Below are 19,437 nucleotides of genomic sequence, written 5' to 3'. Positions count from 1 at the left end.
TTTATAACAAATTTCAAGTACTGCGTTCGACTAAGTTTTTCGCTATACAAGGAATAAAAACAGGTACCTTCAAGTACCTCGGGTACCTGTTTATGTATTATACTTTCTGCAAGGTTTCTAACGCTTTTTTAACCGTGTCAATCTTAATAAATGTGATTAATAATCGTAAACCATTTTTAGTTTGCTTTTCTTTCATCACACAGCTTTTGGAGTTGTGCTTAACGTACATCAACATTTTCGTAAAAGCATCAGTATTGTAGAAATCACTTTGCTGATCAGATACAAAATATCCGATCATACGTTTTTGTTTAAGAATGATTTTCTCTAATCCTAATGATTTTGCTAACCATTTGATACGAACAGAATCTAACAAATCTTGAACTTGAGTTGGATATTCACCAAATCGATCAATTAAATTGGTTTCAAAAACTTGTAACGCTTCTTCCGATTCTAATTCGCCTAATTGTTTGTATAAATTCAAACGTTCTGTGATAGAATTCACGTAATCATCTGGGAATAAAATCTCAAAATCAGTATCGATTTGAACTTCTTTTACATATTCTTTCGGACCAGCATTTTCATCAACAGGATATAAATCTTTAAATTCATTTTCCTTCAGTTCTTCAATCGCTTCCTTCAGAATTTTCTGATAGGTATCGAAACCAATATCGTTAATAAATCCGCTTTGTTCACCTCCTAATAAATCTCCTGCTCCACGAATTTCTAAATCTTTCATGGCAATATTCAATCCGCTTCCTAATTCAGAAAACATTTCTAAAGCCTGAATTCGTTTACGCGCTTCTTCCGTCATCATGTGATACGGTGGCGTAATAAAATAACAGAATGCTTTTTTGTTGGAACGTCCTACACGACCACGCATTTGGTGTAAATCTGACAATCCGAAGTTATTAGCATTATTGATAAAAATCGTGTTGGCATTTGGTACATCCAATCCACTTTCAATAATTGTAGTAGACACTAGAACATCGAACTCTCCGTTCATAAAAGCCAGCATTAATTCCTCTAGCTTTTTCCCTTCCATTTGTCCATGTCCGATTCCAATTTTTGCTGAAGGAACCAAACGTTGTAACATTCCGGCAACTTCTTTAATATTCTCGATTCTATTATGAATAAAGAAAACCTGACCTCCACGTGAAATTTCGTAGGAAATCGCATCACGCATGATATCTTCTGACAAACGAACCACATTCGTTTCTACCGGATGACGGTTTGGTGGTGGTGTTTTTATGACTGATAAATCACGCGCAGCCATTAAACTGAATTGTAACGTACGCGGAATTGGCGTTGCTGTTAAGGTTAATGTATCTACATTTTCCTTAATGGTTTTTAATTTATCTTTTGCAGCAACTCCGAATTTCTGTTCTTCATCAATAATTAATAAACCTAAATCTTTAAACTGTACATTTTTGTTCGTTAATTGATGTGTTCCAATCACAATGTCTACAGATCCATCAGCAACACCTTCTAAAACGCCTTTTTTCTGTTTTGCGGTACGAAAACGGTTTAAGTAATCTATTTGTACAGGAAATTGTTTTAAACGCTCAGAAAACGTCTTAAAATGCTGAAACGCTAAAATTGTAGTAGGAACTAATACGGCAACTTGTTTTCCATTGTCTACAGCTTTAAAAGCGGCACGAATCGCAACTTCTGTTTTTCCGAAACCAACGTCACCACAAACTAAACGATCCATTGGTTGGTCTTTTTCCATATCGGCTTTTACATCTTGCGTTGCAGAAAACTGATCTGGTGTATCTTCATATAAAAAACTCGCTTCTAACTCGTGTTGCATGTGCGTATCTGGACCAAAAGCGTGTCCTTTTTCTAATTTACGCTTTGCATAAAGTTTTATTAGGTTAAAGGCGATTTCTTTAACTCGAGTTTTCGTTTTTTGCTTGATTTTCTTCCACGCATTCGATCCTAGTTTAAAAATCTTTGGTGATTTTCCATCTTTTCCGTTGAATTTAGAAATTTTGTGTAACGAGTGAATACTCACATACAAAATATCGCGATCGCCATAAATTAATTTAATCGCTTCTTGTTTCTTTCCTTCAACATCGATTTTTTGTAATCCTGCGAATTTTCCAACTCCATGATCGATATGTGTTACATAATCGCCTTTTTCTAAATTGGTTAATTCTTTTAGTGTAATCGATTGTTTTTTGGCGTAACCATTTTTCAGTCGGAACTTATGGTAACGTTCAAAAATTTGATGATCGGTATAGCAAACTATTTTCTGATCTTCATCGATAAATCCTTGATAAATAGGAAAAACTACGGTTTCGTAATGTACCTCAACATCGGCATCTTCAAAAATATCTTGGAAACGCTGCGCTTGTTTTTCATTGGCACAGAAAATATAGTTGGTATATCCTTTGGAATGATGAACGTTTAGATCTTCGATTAATAAATCGAACTGTTTATTAAACGATGGTTGTGAACGGACTGAGAATGAAATCTTACCGTCACCCTGAACTTGTTTCAGGGTCTCACCTGAGTGAGCAGCACTTTTATCTGAATGAGATGCTGAAACAAGTTCAGCATGACGCTTATCCAAATAAGCCACAGTAAAATCTTGCAATTGATTTTTAATCAATGTTCCGTCGCAGAACAATTCTGATGGTTTTGAATGTTTGATGTCTTCCGACAGTTTTTCAAATTCTACTTCCGCTTTGCGGAAAAATTTATCGAGATTTCCAGTAAGTAAATCCTGGTTTTTAATCAGCAATACCGTTTTTGGTGAAATATATTTTAAAAAGCTTTCTCGTGATTCTTGTAATGCCTTGTTTTCTACATTTGGCATAATACTCACTTTAGTGAGTTTTTCTTTCGACAGTTGTGTTTCTACATCAAATGTTCGGATACTGTCTACTTCATCTCCAAAAAATTCGATTCGATACGGTTCGTCATTTGAAAATGAAAACACATCTACAATTCCTCCACGCACTGAAAACTCACCAGGTTCGGTAACAAAATCTACACGATTGAAATTGTATTCGAACAAGACTTCATTGATAAAATCGAGAGATAAGTTTTCACCTTGGTTTACCTTGAGTGTGTTTTTTTCTAATTCTTTCTTCGTTACTACTTTTTCGAATAGGGCAGTAGGATAGGTAACAATTATCGCTGGTTTTTTACGTGAATTGATACGGTTCAGCACTTCCGATCGTAACAATACATTGGCGTTGTCAGTTTCTTCGATTTGATACGGACGACGATACGAACCGGGATAAAACAGTACGTTTTTTTCTCCCAATAATTGTTCAAGGTCGTTTAAATAGTATGCCGCTTCTTCTTTATCGTTACAAATAAATAGAAAAGGTTTATCGGCAGTTTTAAAAGTTTCGGATATCACAAAAGACAACGAAGAGCCGACCAAATTCGATAATTGAAAGTGGTTTTTTTCTTGTTGTAAGGCTTGTTGTACCAAAGCTACCTTTGTAGCATTTTGGTAGTAGTTTACAATGGTTTGCTTACTCAACGGTAAAAATTTTGAGCAAAGATACTTTAATTGAGTCTAAAGTAAAAAGTCCTAAGAATAAAGATAAAAGGTTAAATATGTATGCGGGTTGAAAAGTTTAAAACGTCATTCCAAGTTGGTATCTGAGCTTAGTCGAAGATAACAATGAAGGAATCTGTTTATCGATAACTTAGATTGCTTTTTTTATTAATGTTTAGATTTAATTATTGCAAAAAATAATCTACCATCTTACCTATAAATAGGCTTATAATTGTAACAACCATTGCTATAATAAATTGTGTTATAACACCTGTTTTGTTTTTATCATTGATCCTGTTGATTTCGTCTATTGAATTTCTGTCTCCTTTAGTGAGTTCAAACATAGAATGACCAATAAAACTTTTCAATTTACCAAATATTCTATTACTAACTAATTTGGATATAATTGATGATACAAATATTAAAATAATGGATATTGTAAGCATAAATAAGACATCATTGATTTTATTTGAATTCCAATCAACCACTTTAATAATTTGTCTTGAAAGTAAATTATAACTTAAGACGATTATTGAGATTGGTATAATAGCTTCTATAAATAAACCTATGTGTCTGCTATATTTTTCACCAAATCTTATTATTCTATTTTTTTGAATGTTATTTCTTAGTGAAGAATACCAATCTTCAACTATCATTAATAATTCATTAGCAATAATAGCATTAATGAAATCAACTTTACAAACACCATTTGAAGTTATTTCCATAAGCTCTTCATCATTATCACTTGTTAACATTAATTGAAAAATTTCATTAGGCCTTACAGGAGACCCTAATCTTACTTTAAGTGTATGTCTTTGAGGTAAATCGTGTTCAGGTAGTTTAATATTAATATCCCAATTTAACGATATACTTAACGTTTGATCAGAAATACCAAAATTTGTTCTCTCAAACTCTGCCCAGCTATTATAAGTACTGACCTTTTTACTTTTAAAAACTATAGTAATAGTAGTTATTGATGTTTGTAAATCTTCTGTTTTTAATTTTGTTATTATTGAACTATTTAGTTCAATTAAATCTTCATAATTTAACTTTTTATCGTCCTTGAGAAGCCTTATTTGTGAATCAGGTTTAGCATTAAGTAAATAATAAATTGATTTAAAATGATCTAAATCAACAGTCTTAACAAGATTTGTTTTTTGTTCTTGAATATTACTCATAGTGGTTAAATAAAAGTTAAATTTTTACCAAATAAAAAATGTTATAAAAACTGAAAATCTTGAAGTATTCCGTAATTATTAATATTTTAATTTAGGTATCAATAAAAAAAACGAAGGAATAGGAGGATAGTTCTATTTCTTTATCTTTTTTCAGTTGCTAAAGAAAATAAAATTTTTTAGGGTTGTTTACTTGTAGCATAGGGGAAAAACACCCTTTTTTGGTCAGTGATCGGTGATCAGTTAACAATGATCAATATTTTGTTGGTGTTATTTTGTTTTTTATCATTAATAATCAGATTATTAGAATCTAACTATGATGAGAAGCTGAAATGAATTGCTTCGGATTCCCTTCGATTTTCTTCGATATAACTCAGAATACGCTCAGGGAACACTTTCTATAAAAATAACGGTGCCTGAGGCTCTCGAAGGCACGCACAATTTTTATGCAATACTCGAAATATTATCAAAACCATATGAGAAGCTGAAATAAATTCAGCTTGACGAGAGAAATGTTCCACAGTAAACACTTCTATTTCAAACGTTATGAATAGAAAAAAATATTAAGAGAGTTTCATGATCATTTCAAAACACTACAAAATTATCAGCGATACTCGCTGTTAGCTCTGAAATATTACGAAGTTATAAGCGACATTCGCTAGTGATTTCAAAACTCTACGAAGCTATCAACGAACTTCGTTGACACTTATAAAACTCTGCAAAACTATTAGCGAACTTCGTTGATAAAATTGTTTCAAAACAGACGTCATTCCGAACTTGTTTCGGAATCTCATCAAGGAAAGTACAAATGAATTCAACGCTATGAGAAACTGAAAAAATGAAATAGATTGCTTCGGATTCCCTTCGATTTTCTTCGATATAACTCAGAATACGCTCAGGGAACACTCGTAAAAAATAAACATCGGTGCCTGAGGCTCTCGAAGGCACGTTATAATTACTTTTTAACCCGAAAAATCCCGAATAACTCTATGTCTTTTCTGGCTGGAACAGAGTTGTAACTTTTTTCAAAAGATAAGACTTCAAAATATTCAGAGAAATAACTCAAATATTCTTCTTTATCACCGCCAAATGGACGCTTTTCTAAATCTCCAGTTAGTGGAATATCAAACCATAAACCAACTAATTTTCCGTTTGGTTTTAATAACTCGTGCATCTTTTTTGCGTAGGCTTTTCGAGTTTCTGGAAGTGGAGGGAATGAACAAAAAAATGTTTGTTCAATAATTAAATCATATTGACCTTCAATCTCGAAAAAATCGGCTTCTAGAAGTTGGTTTTTAGGGAAATCAGGATTTCGTTCTGCAAATGCTTGTAAAGGTTCGTTGGCAATGTCTAAAACCTCAACATTTGAAAATCCGTTTTTATATAAATATTCTGCTTCATAAGAGTTTCCTGCTCCAGGAATTAGAATCTGTAAATCTTTGTTGGTTAATTGATCGAAATACGTTTGTAATGGGAGGGAAGCTGCGCCTAAATCCCAACCCGTTCTTTCTTCAATATAGCGTTGCGACCAGTAATCTTTTGTTGTACTCAAATTGTATATATTTAACTTAAAAATACAACTTTTTAGTGTTTTCTGTAGCCTACAAATTCTTTTCCTAATATTGGAAAAGGATATAATTTTACTAAGTCTTCTGTTACTTCTTTGATAGGATACGGAACTCTTCTCTTACCTTGAAAATATGATGAAATAAATAAAGTTTGATCTATTCGCTCTATTCTGTACTTTTTACCTTCTTTTATCTTTTGTAATTCTAAGATTTCTTTATCACTTAGTTCTTTATTGAAAATGAATTCTTCTTCACTATTTTCAACTTTTATTTTGTAAACAAAAGACTCTATCTCTTCAATTTTTAGGTGTGTTTTTGTAGGTACTAGCCTATCGAAATTACACTCAAAAGTAACTTCTATATCATTACTTGTGCCTTCAAAATATATTATGATTTGATTTTCATTTACTATTGTAAATTCATGAGCAATTTCATCTTTTGAGTTCAAAAAACATAAATTACCTAATTTAAGTTGTAATTCTGGCTTTTTTAGTGAAAAATCCCTATGAAAAATCACTTTTTCTTCTTCTATTTCAATGAGTTGAAAACCTGGAAAGCCCTTTTTCCCATTATTATGACTAATATCTCTTATCAACCATTTTCCTTGTAAATTCTTATTTTTCATTGTTGCAATATTCAAAAAATAAATGATTATCTGTAATATTAAATAATAACTAACGTCAATCTAAACCTGTTTCAGATTCCCATCATCAACATCTGGTTACTTAAACTATGAGATTCCAAAATAAATTCGGAATGACGTAAAAAAAGCAATATGACTAAAACGGATATTCAAAAAATTTTACAATAACTAAAAAAATACCGACAGTTTTCACCATCGGCATTTTTATATACTTAATTCTTAAATTCGGTAGCTTAATTTCCTAAGATTACGGTGTACACAACTTGGTCTACGTTCCAACCTCTTTCGTTGAAACATCCGTTTTGTGCATCTGCTTGAATAAAAGCTATTTTTAATGGCTCAACTTGACGCTCGATTTCTGCAATATGCGCATCAAATTGGAACTGATATCTATCTAAATTAATATCTGAATCACCATCGATGTAGTAAGAATAATCGAAAGTAAATTGCTGTGCTTGTGGAGGAAAAATTAATGTTCCTTGTGAAAAATTGATACAGTTAGAAGTATTTACATACTCTTCAATTTCTAAAGCAGTATCGCTACCACAACCAATATCACTATCTAAAGTACAGTTTACAATTCTTTGAGAAATTGCATTTGCTTGTATTTTTTTTCCTTCTTTTAATTCTTTAGCTAATTGTTGTACTTCTGGAGTATTTGAAACATCAATAACATTTACAAATTGCTGATTTTGATTACTTGTTGGTACTGTTTCTGTTGCTACAGTTTCTTCGTTTTGGCAGCTATTGAATAATACAACTGCCAAAGCCGCCATACATAATTTGAAAGTTTTCATGAACTTAATGATTTGAGGTTAATTTGCTGTGAATTTACCTAAAATCAATTCTGAAAAACCACCATTTCAAAATAGTGATAATTGTGTAATATTCATAAAGTTAGCTTAACAGATTACTAAAGTTTTATTACTAAAATTTTAATCTATCTTTAAAAATTGAGCATTATTTTTATTGGTTATGAACCTTTTTTAAATTACTATTCTATTTTAAGCTTTTGTTGTTCTACTATAAAATCGAATGATAATACTTCTAGTCTTTTTCCATTTACAGTTGCATTCCAAACGCTGTGTCCTTTTCCTTCTAGTGGATAAAATTCAAAAGGTACTCCAGAATTTTCATAATTATTTTTTAGTTTTTCCGCATCGCTAAATGAAACGATTAAGTCTTCGGTCCCATGCATAATAATTATCGGCGCATCTGTAGTATCGAATCGTTGTCTGTTATATAAATCATCTAAAATTTCAACAGTGATTCCGCTTCCCCAGAAATCTAAAACCGTATGTACTTTTGTAGGCTGATCTAAATTTGTTGTTGCCAACGTTGGATCTTTCTCTAGTGAGATTTCTTCAGTATAATCTTCCGCATTCGTTGCTCCTAACATTGTTGCGGTTACAGCTCCAGCAGAACCTCCACCAACTGTTATATAATCTGTATTTATATTGTAATTTGAAGCATTCGCATACAACCAACGTATCGCTGCTTTTGCATCTCTACTGGCTGGATATAAAGCAAAAAATTGATCTACCAAACTCGGATCTAAATTATTTTGTGCAAAAGGAACCCATGCATCTGGTACAGTTCCTAAATCTGCTTCTAATCTGTAATTTATAGAAAAAGCAACCCAACCTCTGGCTGCAAAATAATTTGCTAAATAAACCATAGAACCAACTTCTTTAGATCCAGATGAAAATCCTCCACCATGAATTAATACAATAGCTGGTCTGTTTTTATCTGAATTATTCGGTACGTAAGCATCTAATTTTAATTGTTTTGTACTGGTTGTTGTGCCATTTATGGTTGTATGACTTAATCCTTCTGCATAAACAATATCTTTTGTTACAATTACATCATACGTTTCTTCTTTTTTTACTGACGGAATTTCTTGATTTTGCTCAGTAATTGTTGCGCTGCTGTTTTCACTACAAGAGATTAACGTAATAAAAAAAGTAAGAATATAAATTTTGTACTTCATGATTAGGGTTTATTTATAGGACAAAAATGATTGCTAAAGGTTTAATTTGTTTCTCTTTCATTAAAGATATTGAAAATTTATCAGTGTAAAAAGTGACTTTTTCTCAATTTATTTTTCTAAAATCATGTAGGATTATTTAAATTTATAATAACAAAAAAATCAAAAAATATGTCTATATCAGATTTATATGCAAGTGGTCAACATAAACAAGAAATGGGACACTTTGCTAGTGTGGTTAAAATTGCATTAGTTGATAACACAGTTACAGAAGGTGAACAAAAATTATTAAATAGAGCTGCTAAAAAATTAAACATAAGTGAAGAAGAATATCAAAAAATCCTTAAAAACCCAGATGATTATCCTGTAAATCCACCAATTGGTTACGATGAAAGTATTGAGCGTTTATATCGTTTAACCAAAATGATTTTTGCTGATGGAAATGTTGATAAAGATGAAGTTGTACTGATGAGAAAAATAACAACTGCTTTAAGTTTTCCATTAGATAACATTGAAAAAGTTTGTGATGAAGCGCTGCATTTAGTTATGAATGATAATGATTTGGATGATTTTACAGCTGCTATTAAAAAAGTAAACGCTGTTTAAATATTTAAAACCATATCTAGAAGCATTGTATTCGACTCTATTTTCAGTTTTTTTCGAAGTCGATACCTTGCTTTTCTTACACCTTCTTGTGTAATATTTAAAATTCCTGCTATTTCTTTGGTTGATAAATTCATTTTTAACAAAGCCATCAATCTTAGTTCATTAGCAGTTACAGTTGGATATTTATTTTTAATGATACTATAAAAATCTTTATGTAGTTGTTCAAAATACTTTTTAAAATTATCCCAATCTTTATCTTCTGTCATATTAAAATTGATTGTTTGAATAAGTTTTTGGTAATTGTACTGAGTATTTTGATCTTCTGCATATTTAATGCTTTCTACTTCCTTTTTTAGTGTTTTTAATGCCTTGTTTTTATTCGCTAGATGTAGCGAGTTTGAAGTGAGTTCTTTATTTTTTTCTAATAATTCTTTGTCTTTTTTCAATAGTTCTCTATTCAAAAAGTATTTTTCTATGCAAGATTGCTGCTCTTTTCTTCGGAAAATAAATACGAAATAAGACAACAGAAAAGTTCCTAAAAAAAAGGCAATTATCAATAATACATGCCTCTGTTTTACTTGCTGATTTATTTTGGTAAGCTTTTTAATTTTTCTCTCTTTTTTATCAAACTCAAACTTTGCTTGTAATTCTCTTGCTTGTTTTTGTTTTTCAATTGCATTTATAGAGTCTTTAAGCAACGATATTCGCTTATAATAAGCAAACCCTTTAGCGGAGTCTTTTTTTTGCTCTGCGATAACTGCAAGCACTTCTACGGCATCTTTTTCTAAATCTAAACGCATCGCTTTTTTAGATAACAGTAATGCTTCCTTTGCATAATAGGTAGCAGTATCTAATTTATTCAACTTAAAAAAAGAATTTGCCAATCCAATACTAGTACAGGTTTTGTCTTTATAATCTGATTTAGAATAATTTTTAAAAGCTATTTTTTGAAAATCTATTGCTTTTTGATATTGTTCTTGTTCATAATACAAATCGCCTATAAGAGACTGTAAAGCATAGACTCTTTTGTTATGATTGATACTTCGTGCAATTTTTAATGCCTGATTATACAAATCTAATGCTTTATCGAACTGTTTAATTCCTTTGAAAGCAATTCCTTTATTTTTCAATAAAACTAGTAAGTGCATTTTATTGCCTCCTTGAATAATTTGTGGTAGTGCTTTCTCTAAAAACGCTAATGCTTTTACATATTCTTTTTGACGAATTAATACGTTACTAATTTGAATATTGGTACGCCCCAAACCTGAAATATTATTTCGACGTTCATATAGCGTACTTGCTTTAAATAAATGAGCTAAACTTTTTTCATCGTGCCGCATCAAAAGATAAGAAACTCCAGTATTTTCAATAGATTTTATGTATGAAACTGAGTCTTTTAGTTTTAAAAATAATCTCCCTGATTTTTTAAAACTTTCAATAGCCTCAAAATAATTACTTTGAAAATTTTGTACTGCTCCAATTTGGTGTAAAGCAGAGGCTTGTCCCCATAAATGATCTATTTGTTGATTGATAGACAGTGCTTTTTTAAAATATACTAACGCCGAATCGTATTCTTTTTCATAATAATGAACAATTCCCAAACAGTTATTCGATCCAGCAATTCCTCTAGGAGATTTGATTTTATTAGCAATTTGTAACGCTTTTTTTATAAACTTTTTTGCTTTCAAATGATTTGCACTTGCATATTGAATACCTAAATCATTATAAGCTTTTATTAAAGTAGTATCTGTAGTTTTCGTATTCACAATTTGCAGTAAACTATCTACTATTTGCTTATTTTGAGCTGTTACTTTTTTGAAGTAAAATATAATAAAAACAACACTAAAGCTTAGAGCCAATGTTTTCATTGTAAATAATCATTATCATGTTCATTTATGTTGGTAAAACTAGTGTTTTGCGCTTATTAAAAAAGGAAATCATTAAAAGGTAACAATAACATAAACTACCGTAAATACAAACTTCCCTAAAGAAATTAATTCAATAGGGAAGTTGTGGAACAATTAAAAATTAATAGTTCTTTTTAACTAGTTTGATTGTGTGATTTTTACCATTTTCAAACTGAATATTTAACATATAAATGCCTTCTAAATTTTGTAAATCGATACGAGCTTCTTTTGGCTCTCCTACATTTGTAGCCATATCTTTATGAGATAAAATAATACGTCCATTTAAATCTGTTACAGAAAATAAAATTTCTCCTTTTGCTAAGGTTTTGTAGTTGATATTAAAAACACTGTTACTTGGATTTGGATATGCTGAAACCGTAAATTCTTCTAAATTGTTGATAATACCTTCTTCTTTCTTTACTACAGTTGCTATTTGAGTTCTCTTATGTATTACAGAACTACGTTTAGCTTTATTTACAAAAGGGACAGAGTTTCTACAAAAATCTCCCATTTTACTTTCAAAACCATCTGTTTTTCTAGTAATAATATAGTTTTCTCCCCAGATAGGATTATCAATTCCAGGATAAGAAACAGCAAAGTTTTCATTTGATTTTTCTTCTGCAGTTTGATTTAAATCTGAAGTATTAACACTTACTTCATCATAAGAAAATTCAGTAATAGCATCGTACGATTGTCTTATCATTTCTCCATTTTGTTGTCCACTTTCACTAACACCAGAAAGCCCCATATAATCAATTTCCAAAGTCACAGAAATCCAATTTTTAAAGTTATTTGCTGAAATGATTTCAGTACCTATATTTTCTTCTAAGGTATCTTCATCAAGTAAATCAGTGATATCTAAAGTTGTAGGAATAGTATTATCTGTATTAGTACTATTTGAAATTAAAAAAGGTTTTGTTCGTACAGAGTTCATAGAATATCCCTCTTTGTTATAGGTTGTAACTACATAATTTGCCATAAAAAAACCATATTCTGTTCCTTGTACTTTATCCATATTCGTTGTTACATATGGTTTTTCTTTTAAACGGATATGAGCCCCAAATCTATTCTGCTCATTTTTTACAATACTTATGGCTGCTTTAGGAGTATATACTAAGTTAAAAACACCTAAAGGTTCGTTATAATACGGAAATGCTCCTTTAGTACCATTTCCAACTTCAATTGGAGCAAATTCAGTATTTTCCGAACCTGGAGTTGTAATTACAACATCTTTAAAAATATTAGATTCAATGGTAAGCGACCCTTTAGCAGCCAATTCTGCAAATACCAAACTAGGCTGTGGATCTGGAAACTGTAATGGAATTACTTTATCGGGTTCATCCTCTAAATTATCTAAACGTAATTTTACAGCATTAGCGGTCATTCCTCTTCCTCCTCCTTTTACAGCTGTTCCTAATGCGTCTAAACTTTCTCCGAGTACTTCAAGAGGACCTGAAAAAGGATCAGGAAAAACTTTTCCTGCTGCCTTTACAAGTTTTCCTGCGGCTGAAGTATAATCACCGGCAGACATTAATTTTGTTCCTTCATATTGTAAACGTAAAGCTTCACGTTCCCAATCTTGTACTTTTCTACCCGGTATCGTAAATTCAGTTTCATTACTCCAAGGTGTATTATTCCATTGGTTTAAACTGGTTAAACTAATATCTCCTAAACTTTGACTTTGCTCTCCAAAAGGCGCATCTAAAACCCCAGTTAAAAAAGTATCTGATTTATCCATCCATGCATCATAACCATCGGCTCCAGCAGGAATATTTCCGCCCAGAGTTTTTCCCACAATTTCCATTGTTCCACGGGTTACTTTATCTACTTTAATTTGTAAATTCGATTCAAAGAAACAGGTACACGGATCGTAATTAAACGTAAAATCTACATAGTAAAACTTCCCTTTATTTGTTCCGCTTAACTCAATGTATTTACTATATTCTGGAGCTCCTAAAAACGGATTATCTAAGGCTTTTCCTTGTAAATAACTTGCCCATAATCTTGGTTGATGATATTGACCAGAATACGTAGCTGTTCGTTTATCTGATATAGATACTTTTAAAAAATTAGCAATGGTTCCATTATAAACATATAAGAATACACGTAATTTTCCTGTGAAACGGTTATACAACACAAAATACGGTTCTCCTCGAAGTTCACTTTTTTGATTTCCTAATTTGTCATATCCAAAATCCATTTGAACAAATTCCCATCCATCAATAGAACTAAAATCTTCTCCACCTTGATAAGTACCATCTACAGAGAATTTAGAAGAAATAGGTCTTAAATTAAGTTCATTGGAATAAAAAGGACTTTTTACATTTACAGCAGTACGTATTCCTGCAGCATCATAAGCCATCAAATAGTATTCTTGTCTCCAATCGAAAGTATTTGTTGGTCTTCCTGAAGGAGCAAAAGAGAATTGAGGATCTGTAGTATGTTCGCTTGGAGTATTTACTGTTCCAAAATCAGTACCACTCACTAAAATTGCTTGTGGTTTATATGAAATATCAATACTACCTCTTCTAACTATTGCTAAAAACCTATTAAAGTTTCCATTATCATTATTCAATAAAACAGGAGTAGGAACACCATCTAACACGTATTTTTTATCTCCTTGTTTTGCCAATAACATTCCACTTTCATGTCCAAAATATATTGGTAAATCAGGTATAAATTCTGTAGCGACTTCTTTTCCTTTATTAAAAATATAAATAATACCGTTGTCTCTTTTTTCAATTCCAGAAGTAAGTAATCTTGACCCTGATGATTGTAATGCTTCTTTACTGTAAATACTCACATTATAATCTAACAAACCTAATTTAGCTGCAGCTTTACCATTAAAAACTACTTGAAACATATCCTCTAAACCACCTTCTATCAAAGTTGTTATATTACCTGAACCAATAATGGCTGTATTATCTTCAATAGGAGCTAGAAAATCATCTGCCGTAATTCTTGTAAATCTATTCTCAGAACCAGCAACTGTTATACTCTCAATAGTATGTGCATCAGAGCTATAAGTAGGCATAGCTATATACTGATTTTCAAAAGAGTTAAAAGTGTTAAATTCAAAAGTAAAAGATGTAGTATCTTCTGTTTGTAAGTTTTCTAAACTAATATTTTCATCCGTAGCCTTTAAATAATTATCAGCTTTAGCAGCACTTTGAATTATATAATGTTTCTCTTCCTGAGTATTGTATGGCATTACAAATTCAAAGAAGTAATTATCATCTATATATTCATTTTCTAAGATATTATTAGTAATTAAACCTATTGATAAATCACCCTCTTTTTCTTGTATGTATATCCAATCAGCACCGTTTTCTACACTTACTAAGGCAAAAGCTTCATGTTTAAAATCTTGAACAACCCACCATAACTGATTCTTTTTTATTTCGCTTGTATTTTGATTCTCTACAATTTCTATCCCTGATACTGATCTTGTTAAAAAAGAATTATCTTTCCCATCAGGAGATATTGTAACGAGTGCCTTTGTGGTTTGACTACCTTTAAGATTGGGCACTTGCAAAGACTCAAAACTAAAATCTAATACTGATGTTACTTTTGAAGCAACAGTTTGTGCATTAATTTGATTAAAAAAGTATCCGTAAATAATGCTAAAACTTATAATTAAAAGTTTTGTTTTCATGATATTTTATAAAGATTAGCTTTAATTTTGATTGACTTTTTCTTCTAGCTGCTGTAATTTTTCCTGTAATTGAAAAATTACTTTTTGCATCATTTTCAATCTGTCTTCTTGTTGTTTTATTTTTTCTTCTTGATTAATGGTGTGTAAGTACAATTCTTCAATTTTTTCAACAGAAATGGTTACTACTTTTTTAACATTTAATCCATTATTAACTACCTCTTTTTCAGAAGGCATTCCTGGAAGATGATGATTTTCATCTGTGTAATTTTTCACCTCTTTTAAAGGCATTAATTTGTAATCTTTTGCAAATACATAATCAGGAAAAGAAGAAGCGTCTGCTATAAAACCAGTAGCTTTTATTCTTCCTGCCACATGTACTTGTTCCGTAATGTTATTCGGATTTATAGCTCCAAAACCTACTTTACCATCTGTTTTTACATATAAAGCATCACTACCAAAAGCATTTTTCACTGAAAAATGAGAGCTTTCAATATTAGATAATCTAAAATCAACACCTTTATTTACAAGTACTTGTTGTGAGTTTAATACATTCGAAAAATTAATTTCATTCTGAATATCTAATGCTCCTAAAGAAGATATATTTCCCTTTACTTTGATTCCCTTTTCTAAATTCACTTCTTCAGTTAAATTTGTGCTTCCTGAAATGGTTAAATCTCCTGATACTTCTAAATTTGCATCATTAGTTAATGTTGTATTTCCTGAAATTTTTACATTTCCTAAAACATCTAACTTTGCCTGAGGATCTACTATTCCAATACCGATATTTCCATCAGGATTTATCTTGAATGCATCAATAGAAACTCCATTATTTTGTGCACGTAATTGCAATCCTATACTTGAATTTCCAGAATTATCTTTTGCTTCTAAAAAAGCAGTTCCAGATTGTCCAAATCCTTCCTGTGCAGAAAAATACAATCCGTTTTTCATAAAAGTATTTCCTTTGATATCTAAAGCTTGAGCGATAGTAAGATTCTGCTGAACAGTAGTATTTCCTTCAGCACCAATTCTTATAGCGTTTCTAATTTGACCTCTATACTGGCTACGAATTTGCATAGCAATGTTAGTATAATTCGATTTGTCTCTTGCTTGTACATATGCTGTTCCAGATTTTTTGTTTCCTTCTAAGGCATAAAAATATAAATGTCCTCTTGCAAAGATATCTCTTACTTTAATATTTCTAAATTCTTTGTCTTTCTGTGCATTTACTTTATTAGTAATTAAAAGACTGAACAGTGATAAAGAGAATACCAATAATTGTTTTGTAGTTTTCATAATTAACTTAGTTGTTGTTTTAATATTTTCAAACAAACGTATCGAAATACTTTCCTGAACAAGAAAAGTAGGGTAGGACAAAAGCGGGACACGCACTTTATTTTATTAAAAATGAAGAATTTTTGTTTTCTTCGATTTACTTTGACTTTAAAACTGTGTTTTTAAAATTTTATAGCAATTGAAATAATACATACTTTATGAAGTTATTATAACACCAATAAACTCAATACTAAATATTTAAAAAGTCAAAAATGCTTTACTAAATAAAATTTTAGTAGTTTAGTATTCTATTACTTATCCCCAAATTATGATTATGAGAAAACTTTTTTTCGTCGTAACAGTACTTTTTATTGCCAATATTTTTGCTCAAGGAGATTCTAATAAAAGAGATAAAAAATGGCAAATTGGAATTGGTTCTGCAATTGTTAAATTTTCTGATGAAGATGCTGCCTTTATTGGTGATAAAAACATGATACAAATTCCTAGATTAAATCTAACAATGCCTTTAGGAAATAACTTATCGTTAGATGGAGCCATGTCTTTTAATTCTTTTGGCGTAGGATTTATTGATAATTCAGTCAAATACTTTTCTTTGGACGGATCTGTTCGCTACAATTTTTATAATTTATCAGAAGATTTTGTTCCTTATGTTTTTGCCGGTGGAAGTTTGGTAGATTCTGAACGAAAAATGACACCTACGTTTAATATTGGAGCCGGACTTACCTATTGGATTTCAAATTCTTTCGGAATAAATACCCAATTGTATTATAAACATTCTTTAGAATCATTTGAAAGTATGCGATCTCATATCCAAATTACAGGTAGTTTAATTTATTCTTTTGATTTAGGAAATTTATTTTCAGGAAGAGCAACTTCTGCTGTTGGTGGTGCTTGTTATTTTAATCAACATTAACATATTAGTAATGAAAGGATTTACTTTAATTATTTGTTTGTGTTTTTCTTTACTTTTTTCTTTATCAAAAATAAAGAACAGAGAAACATTGAATCCAAAAATACAATCAGACATTTGTAGGTTTGATGGTAAAAAATTGTATGGTAAAATACGATTAGTTGAATATGCCTCTCAAGCAGATATTAAAGTAAAAATTGTGAATTCTTTTCCTGATTTAAAGGTAAAATTTGTAGAAAATTTTGCTAATGATTGTGGTGAATGGCAAATTGTTGAACATGGTGAAGATTTACGTGTATTTATTTCTGAAAATTTTGCCGATTTAAAAATAAAACCTGTGAATTCTTTTCCAGGTATGGTAAGATAATCAAAAACTATACATCAGTCCGTTTGTTAAACGATACTGTTCTTTTGGAATACCTAAAACCGGAAATTCGTCATATTGATATGTAAGTGTCGTGGCAAATCTTAAATTTTTAACGACTCTAAATGACATCGTTGTTTGACTAGATATTCTAAAGTCAGAAAATAAATCAAATCTCGGTTGAAAGTATGTAGTACTTGCAATCGAAATAGTATTTGTTGGAAATAAACTCATAGAAAAATATGAGCTACTTCTCCAGTCTCTGTTGGTTATCTTTTGATCAGATTCAATCACCTTTTCGTTTTCATACATAACCGCGTTTCCAAAATAAAGCTTGTATTTCTCCGATTTAGACAATTTAAAGCGTAAACCGACTCCTACTAGACCTCTGAATCGAATTGCAGCTATTTCGTTCTCCTGAGACTGTAAAAATGCTTCTAGAGCTGTTTTTTCGCTAAATCTATAGTTGTACCTTAAATGTTGAGAATTTTTGCTTACAAGCTTATTAGAATTCGCTTCTCTAAAGTCTAAATCATTAACGAACAACCACAAATGCTTATTTGTTCTGTATTGCACACGTATTCTATTAGAAAAACCAAAAATTGTATTTCTATTTTTTATCAAATGTAAATCTAATCGAGCAAATCCAGACCAACCAACAGTATCTGTTACTCTTCTTAGGTTTTCTACATTTATGACTTGAGAGAATACAGTAAAAGGGAATACTAGTATTAAAATTAAAATACGTTTCTTCATTTGTTTTTGCTAAACTGTTGTTGATGTAAAAGCTGTAAAAAACTCTTGCTGAAGTTGTTCTATTTGCACTGCTTTATATTTTCTTGAAAAATGTACTGGAATAGGATTTTTAATTCCAGCTTTTTTAACTATTTCTCCTGACTTTGCTGCATAACTATGAAAGTTTTTGATTGCCAATTCTTTATCTTCATTCAAGTAAAAAGATTCTATATAAACAGTTTCACAATCTTTAAAATGTTCTTGAATTTTTTGATGATTTTTTTCACTAGGAGCATGGTCCATAATAATTCCTAAACTATCTCCTAATTGTACTTCCAATAAATAAAAAAGAGCCTCAGCAGTATAACTTTTCTCTGCTATGATAATTTCTTTTTCTTTGTCATTATTTTCAAAAGCTTCTTTTAATTCTTTTACCCATTTTCCAGGTTTAAAATCACTTTTCTTAATATTGATTTTAATTTTTTCTTTTTCTTGAAATTTATAAGCTACTGTAGGAATTTTATGATCTAATAGCACGCATGAAACAGAAAAATCTTTGTCATCATAAATCTGCTTATTTGTGACTTCTTTTACTTTTTTTAGCTCCCAAATTGGTGGTTTTAATTCATAAACAATGTAGTAATTCGCTGATATCAATTCTCTTACTTCATACGTAATTGAGTTTTGATTAATAAGGTTCCACGTGTAACCTTGTAACTTCGATTGTACTTGGGTTGCAATACCTTTTGGGCCTAAAATAACTACATGTAACTCAGTACCAATCTGATGCCTAATTATAGTATCAAAATTGATAAAATGATCTATATGTGTGTGACTGATAAAAACAGCTTTAATATTTTGTATTTCTTTAACTGTTAATAAACTTGCTTCACCACAATCGCATAAATAATTCCAAGAATGATTGTCTTTTTGTACTAAAATAGAAATGTCTTCTTCTATAGTACTTTTTACTGTAGCTGTAAACATATTTTCTTTTTCTCTTATTCATTGCAAAGAAACAAAAAAGTACTGCTAAGAAAAGAAAAAAGCGCTATTAAGTACTATAATAACGCTTTT

General features: G+C 30.6%; 14 protein-coding genes. 3 read left to right on the top strand and 11 right to left on the bottom strand.

Features of this window, described 5'->3' with window-relative positions:
* Positions 1 to 97: 97 nt before the first annotated feature.
* The 6 genes from mfd to AQ1685_RS00120 all read right to left on the bottom strand — a co-directional run bounded on the left by mfd (position 98) and on the right by AQ1685_RS00120 (position 8,893).
* Positions 98 to 3,499 (bottom strand): transcription-repair coupling factor, encoded by a 3,402-nt coding sequence (mfd, locus tag AQ1685_RS00145; RefSeq protein ID WP_095068714.1) that lies wholly within the window; start codon positions 3,497 to 3,499, stop codon positions 98 to 100.
* Positions 3,500 to 3,702: 203 nt separating this feature from the next.
* A complete protein-coding gene (locus tag AQ1685_RS00140; protein ID WP_095068713.1) occupies positions 3,703 to 4,695 on the bottom strand; it encodes a hypothetical protein in 993 nt (330 codons plus the stop codon).
* 952 nt (positions 4,696 to 5,647) lie between these two features.
* Positions 5,648 to 6,244 carry a methyltransferase domain-containing protein gene (locus tag AQ1685_RS00135; protein WP_095068712.1) on the bottom strand — a complete coding sequence of 199 codons (597 nt, stop codon included), beginning with the start codon at positions 6,242 to 6,244 and terminating at the stop codon, positions 5,648 to 5,650.
* A gap of 32 nt (positions 6,245 to 6,276) precedes the next feature.
* On the bottom strand, positions 6,277 to 6,885 hold the full coding sequence (locus tag AQ1685_RS00130; protein ID WP_095068711.1) for a hypothetical protein: 609 nt from the start codon (positions 6,883 to 6,885) through the stop codon (positions 6,277 to 6,279).
* Between the two features lie 251 nt (positions 6,886 to 7,136).
* Positions 7,137 to 7,700, bottom strand: a complete 564-nt coding sequence (locus AQ1685_RS00125; protein ID WP_095068710.1) for a hypothetical protein — start codon at positions 7,698 to 7,700, stop codon at positions 7,137 to 7,139.
* A gap of 197 nt (positions 7,701 to 7,897) precedes the next feature.
* A complete protein-coding gene (locus AQ1685_RS00120) occupies positions 7,898 to 8,893 on the bottom strand; it encodes an alpha/beta hydrolase (RefSeq protein ID WP_095068709.1) in 996 nt (331 codons plus the stop codon).
* Positions 8,894 to 9,061: 168 nt separating this feature from the next.
* On the opposite strand from AQ1685_RS00120, the gene AQ1685_RS00115 reads away from it, so the two are divergent.
* Positions 9,062 to 9,496 carry a tellurite resistance TerB family protein gene (locus AQ1685_RS00115; protein WP_095068708.1) on the top strand — a complete coding sequence of 145 codons (435 nt, stop codon included), beginning with the start codon at positions 9,062 to 9,064 and terminating at the stop codon, positions 9,494 to 9,496.
* Here the strand turns inward: AQ1685_RS00115 and AQ1685_RS00110 are convergent.
* From AQ1685_RS00110 to AQ1685_RS00100, 3 genes are all read right to left on the bottom strand, one after another.
* The gene (locus tag AQ1685_RS00110) at positions 9,493 to 11,364 is read right to left on the bottom strand and encodes a tetratricopeptide repeat protein (protein WP_095068707.1); all 1,872 of its coding nucleotides are present in this window, start codon (positions 11,362 to 11,364) and stop codon (positions 9,493 to 9,495) included. The two genes, AQ1685_RS00115 and AQ1685_RS00110, sit on opposite strands and share 4 nt — an antisense overlap.
* Before the next feature lie 160 nt (positions 11,365 to 11,524).
* Positions 11,525 to 15,058, bottom strand: coding sequence for a T9SS type A sorting domain-containing protein (locus tag AQ1685_RS00105; RefSeq protein WP_095068706.1), 3,534 nt, complete (start codon positions 15,056 to 15,058; stop codon positions 11,525 to 11,527).
* A 21-nt stretch (positions 15,059 to 15,079) separates the two neighbouring features.
* A complete protein-coding gene (locus tag AQ1685_RS00100; protein WP_157730028.1) occupies positions 15,080 to 16,351 on the bottom strand; it encodes a hypothetical protein in 1,272 nt (423 codons plus the stop codon).
* Positions 16,352 to 16,664: 313 nt separating this feature from the next.
* On the opposite strand from AQ1685_RS00100, the gene AQ1685_RS00095 reads away from it, so the two are divergent.
* Together AQ1685_RS00095 and AQ1685_RS00090 are read left to right on the top strand one after the other, a co-directional pair.
* The gene (locus tag AQ1685_RS00095; protein WP_157730027.1) at positions 16,665 to 17,264 is read left to right on the top strand and encodes a hypothetical protein; all 600 of its coding nucleotides are present in this window, start codon (positions 16,665 to 16,667) and stop codon (positions 17,262 to 17,264) included.
* 10 nt (positions 17,265 to 17,274) lie between these two features.
* A complete protein-coding gene (locus AQ1685_RS00090) occupies positions 17,275 to 17,628 on the top strand; it encodes a hypothetical protein (protein ID WP_197697489.1) in 354 nt (117 codons plus the stop codon).
* Here the strand turns inward: AQ1685_RS00090 and AQ1685_RS00085 are convergent, their stop codons facing one another.
* Together AQ1685_RS00085 and AQ1685_RS00080 are read right to left on the bottom strand one after the other, a co-directional pair.
* Positions 17,629 to 18,381: a DUF481 domain-containing protein gene (locus AQ1685_RS00085; protein WP_095068703.1), complete on the bottom strand. Its 753-nt coding sequence runs from the start codon at positions 18,379 to 18,381 to the stop codon at positions 17,629 to 17,631.
* Positions 18,382 to 18,390: 9 nt separating this feature from the next.
* The gene (locus AQ1685_RS00080; RefSeq protein ID WP_095068702.1) at positions 18,391 to 19,347 is read right to left on the bottom strand and encodes an MBL fold metallo-hydrolase; all 957 of its coding nucleotides are present in this window, start codon (positions 19,345 to 19,347) and stop codon (positions 18,391 to 18,393) included.
* Positions 19,348 to 19,437: the final 90 nt, after the last annotated feature.

The sequence above is a fragment of the Tenacibaculum jejuense genome, assembly GCF_900198195.1.
Classification (GTDB): Bacteria; Bacteroidota; Bacteroidia; order Flavobacteriales; family Flavobacteriaceae; genus Polaribacter; species Polaribacter jejuensis.
This window is presented reverse-complemented; position numbering and strand designations above follow the sequence as displayed.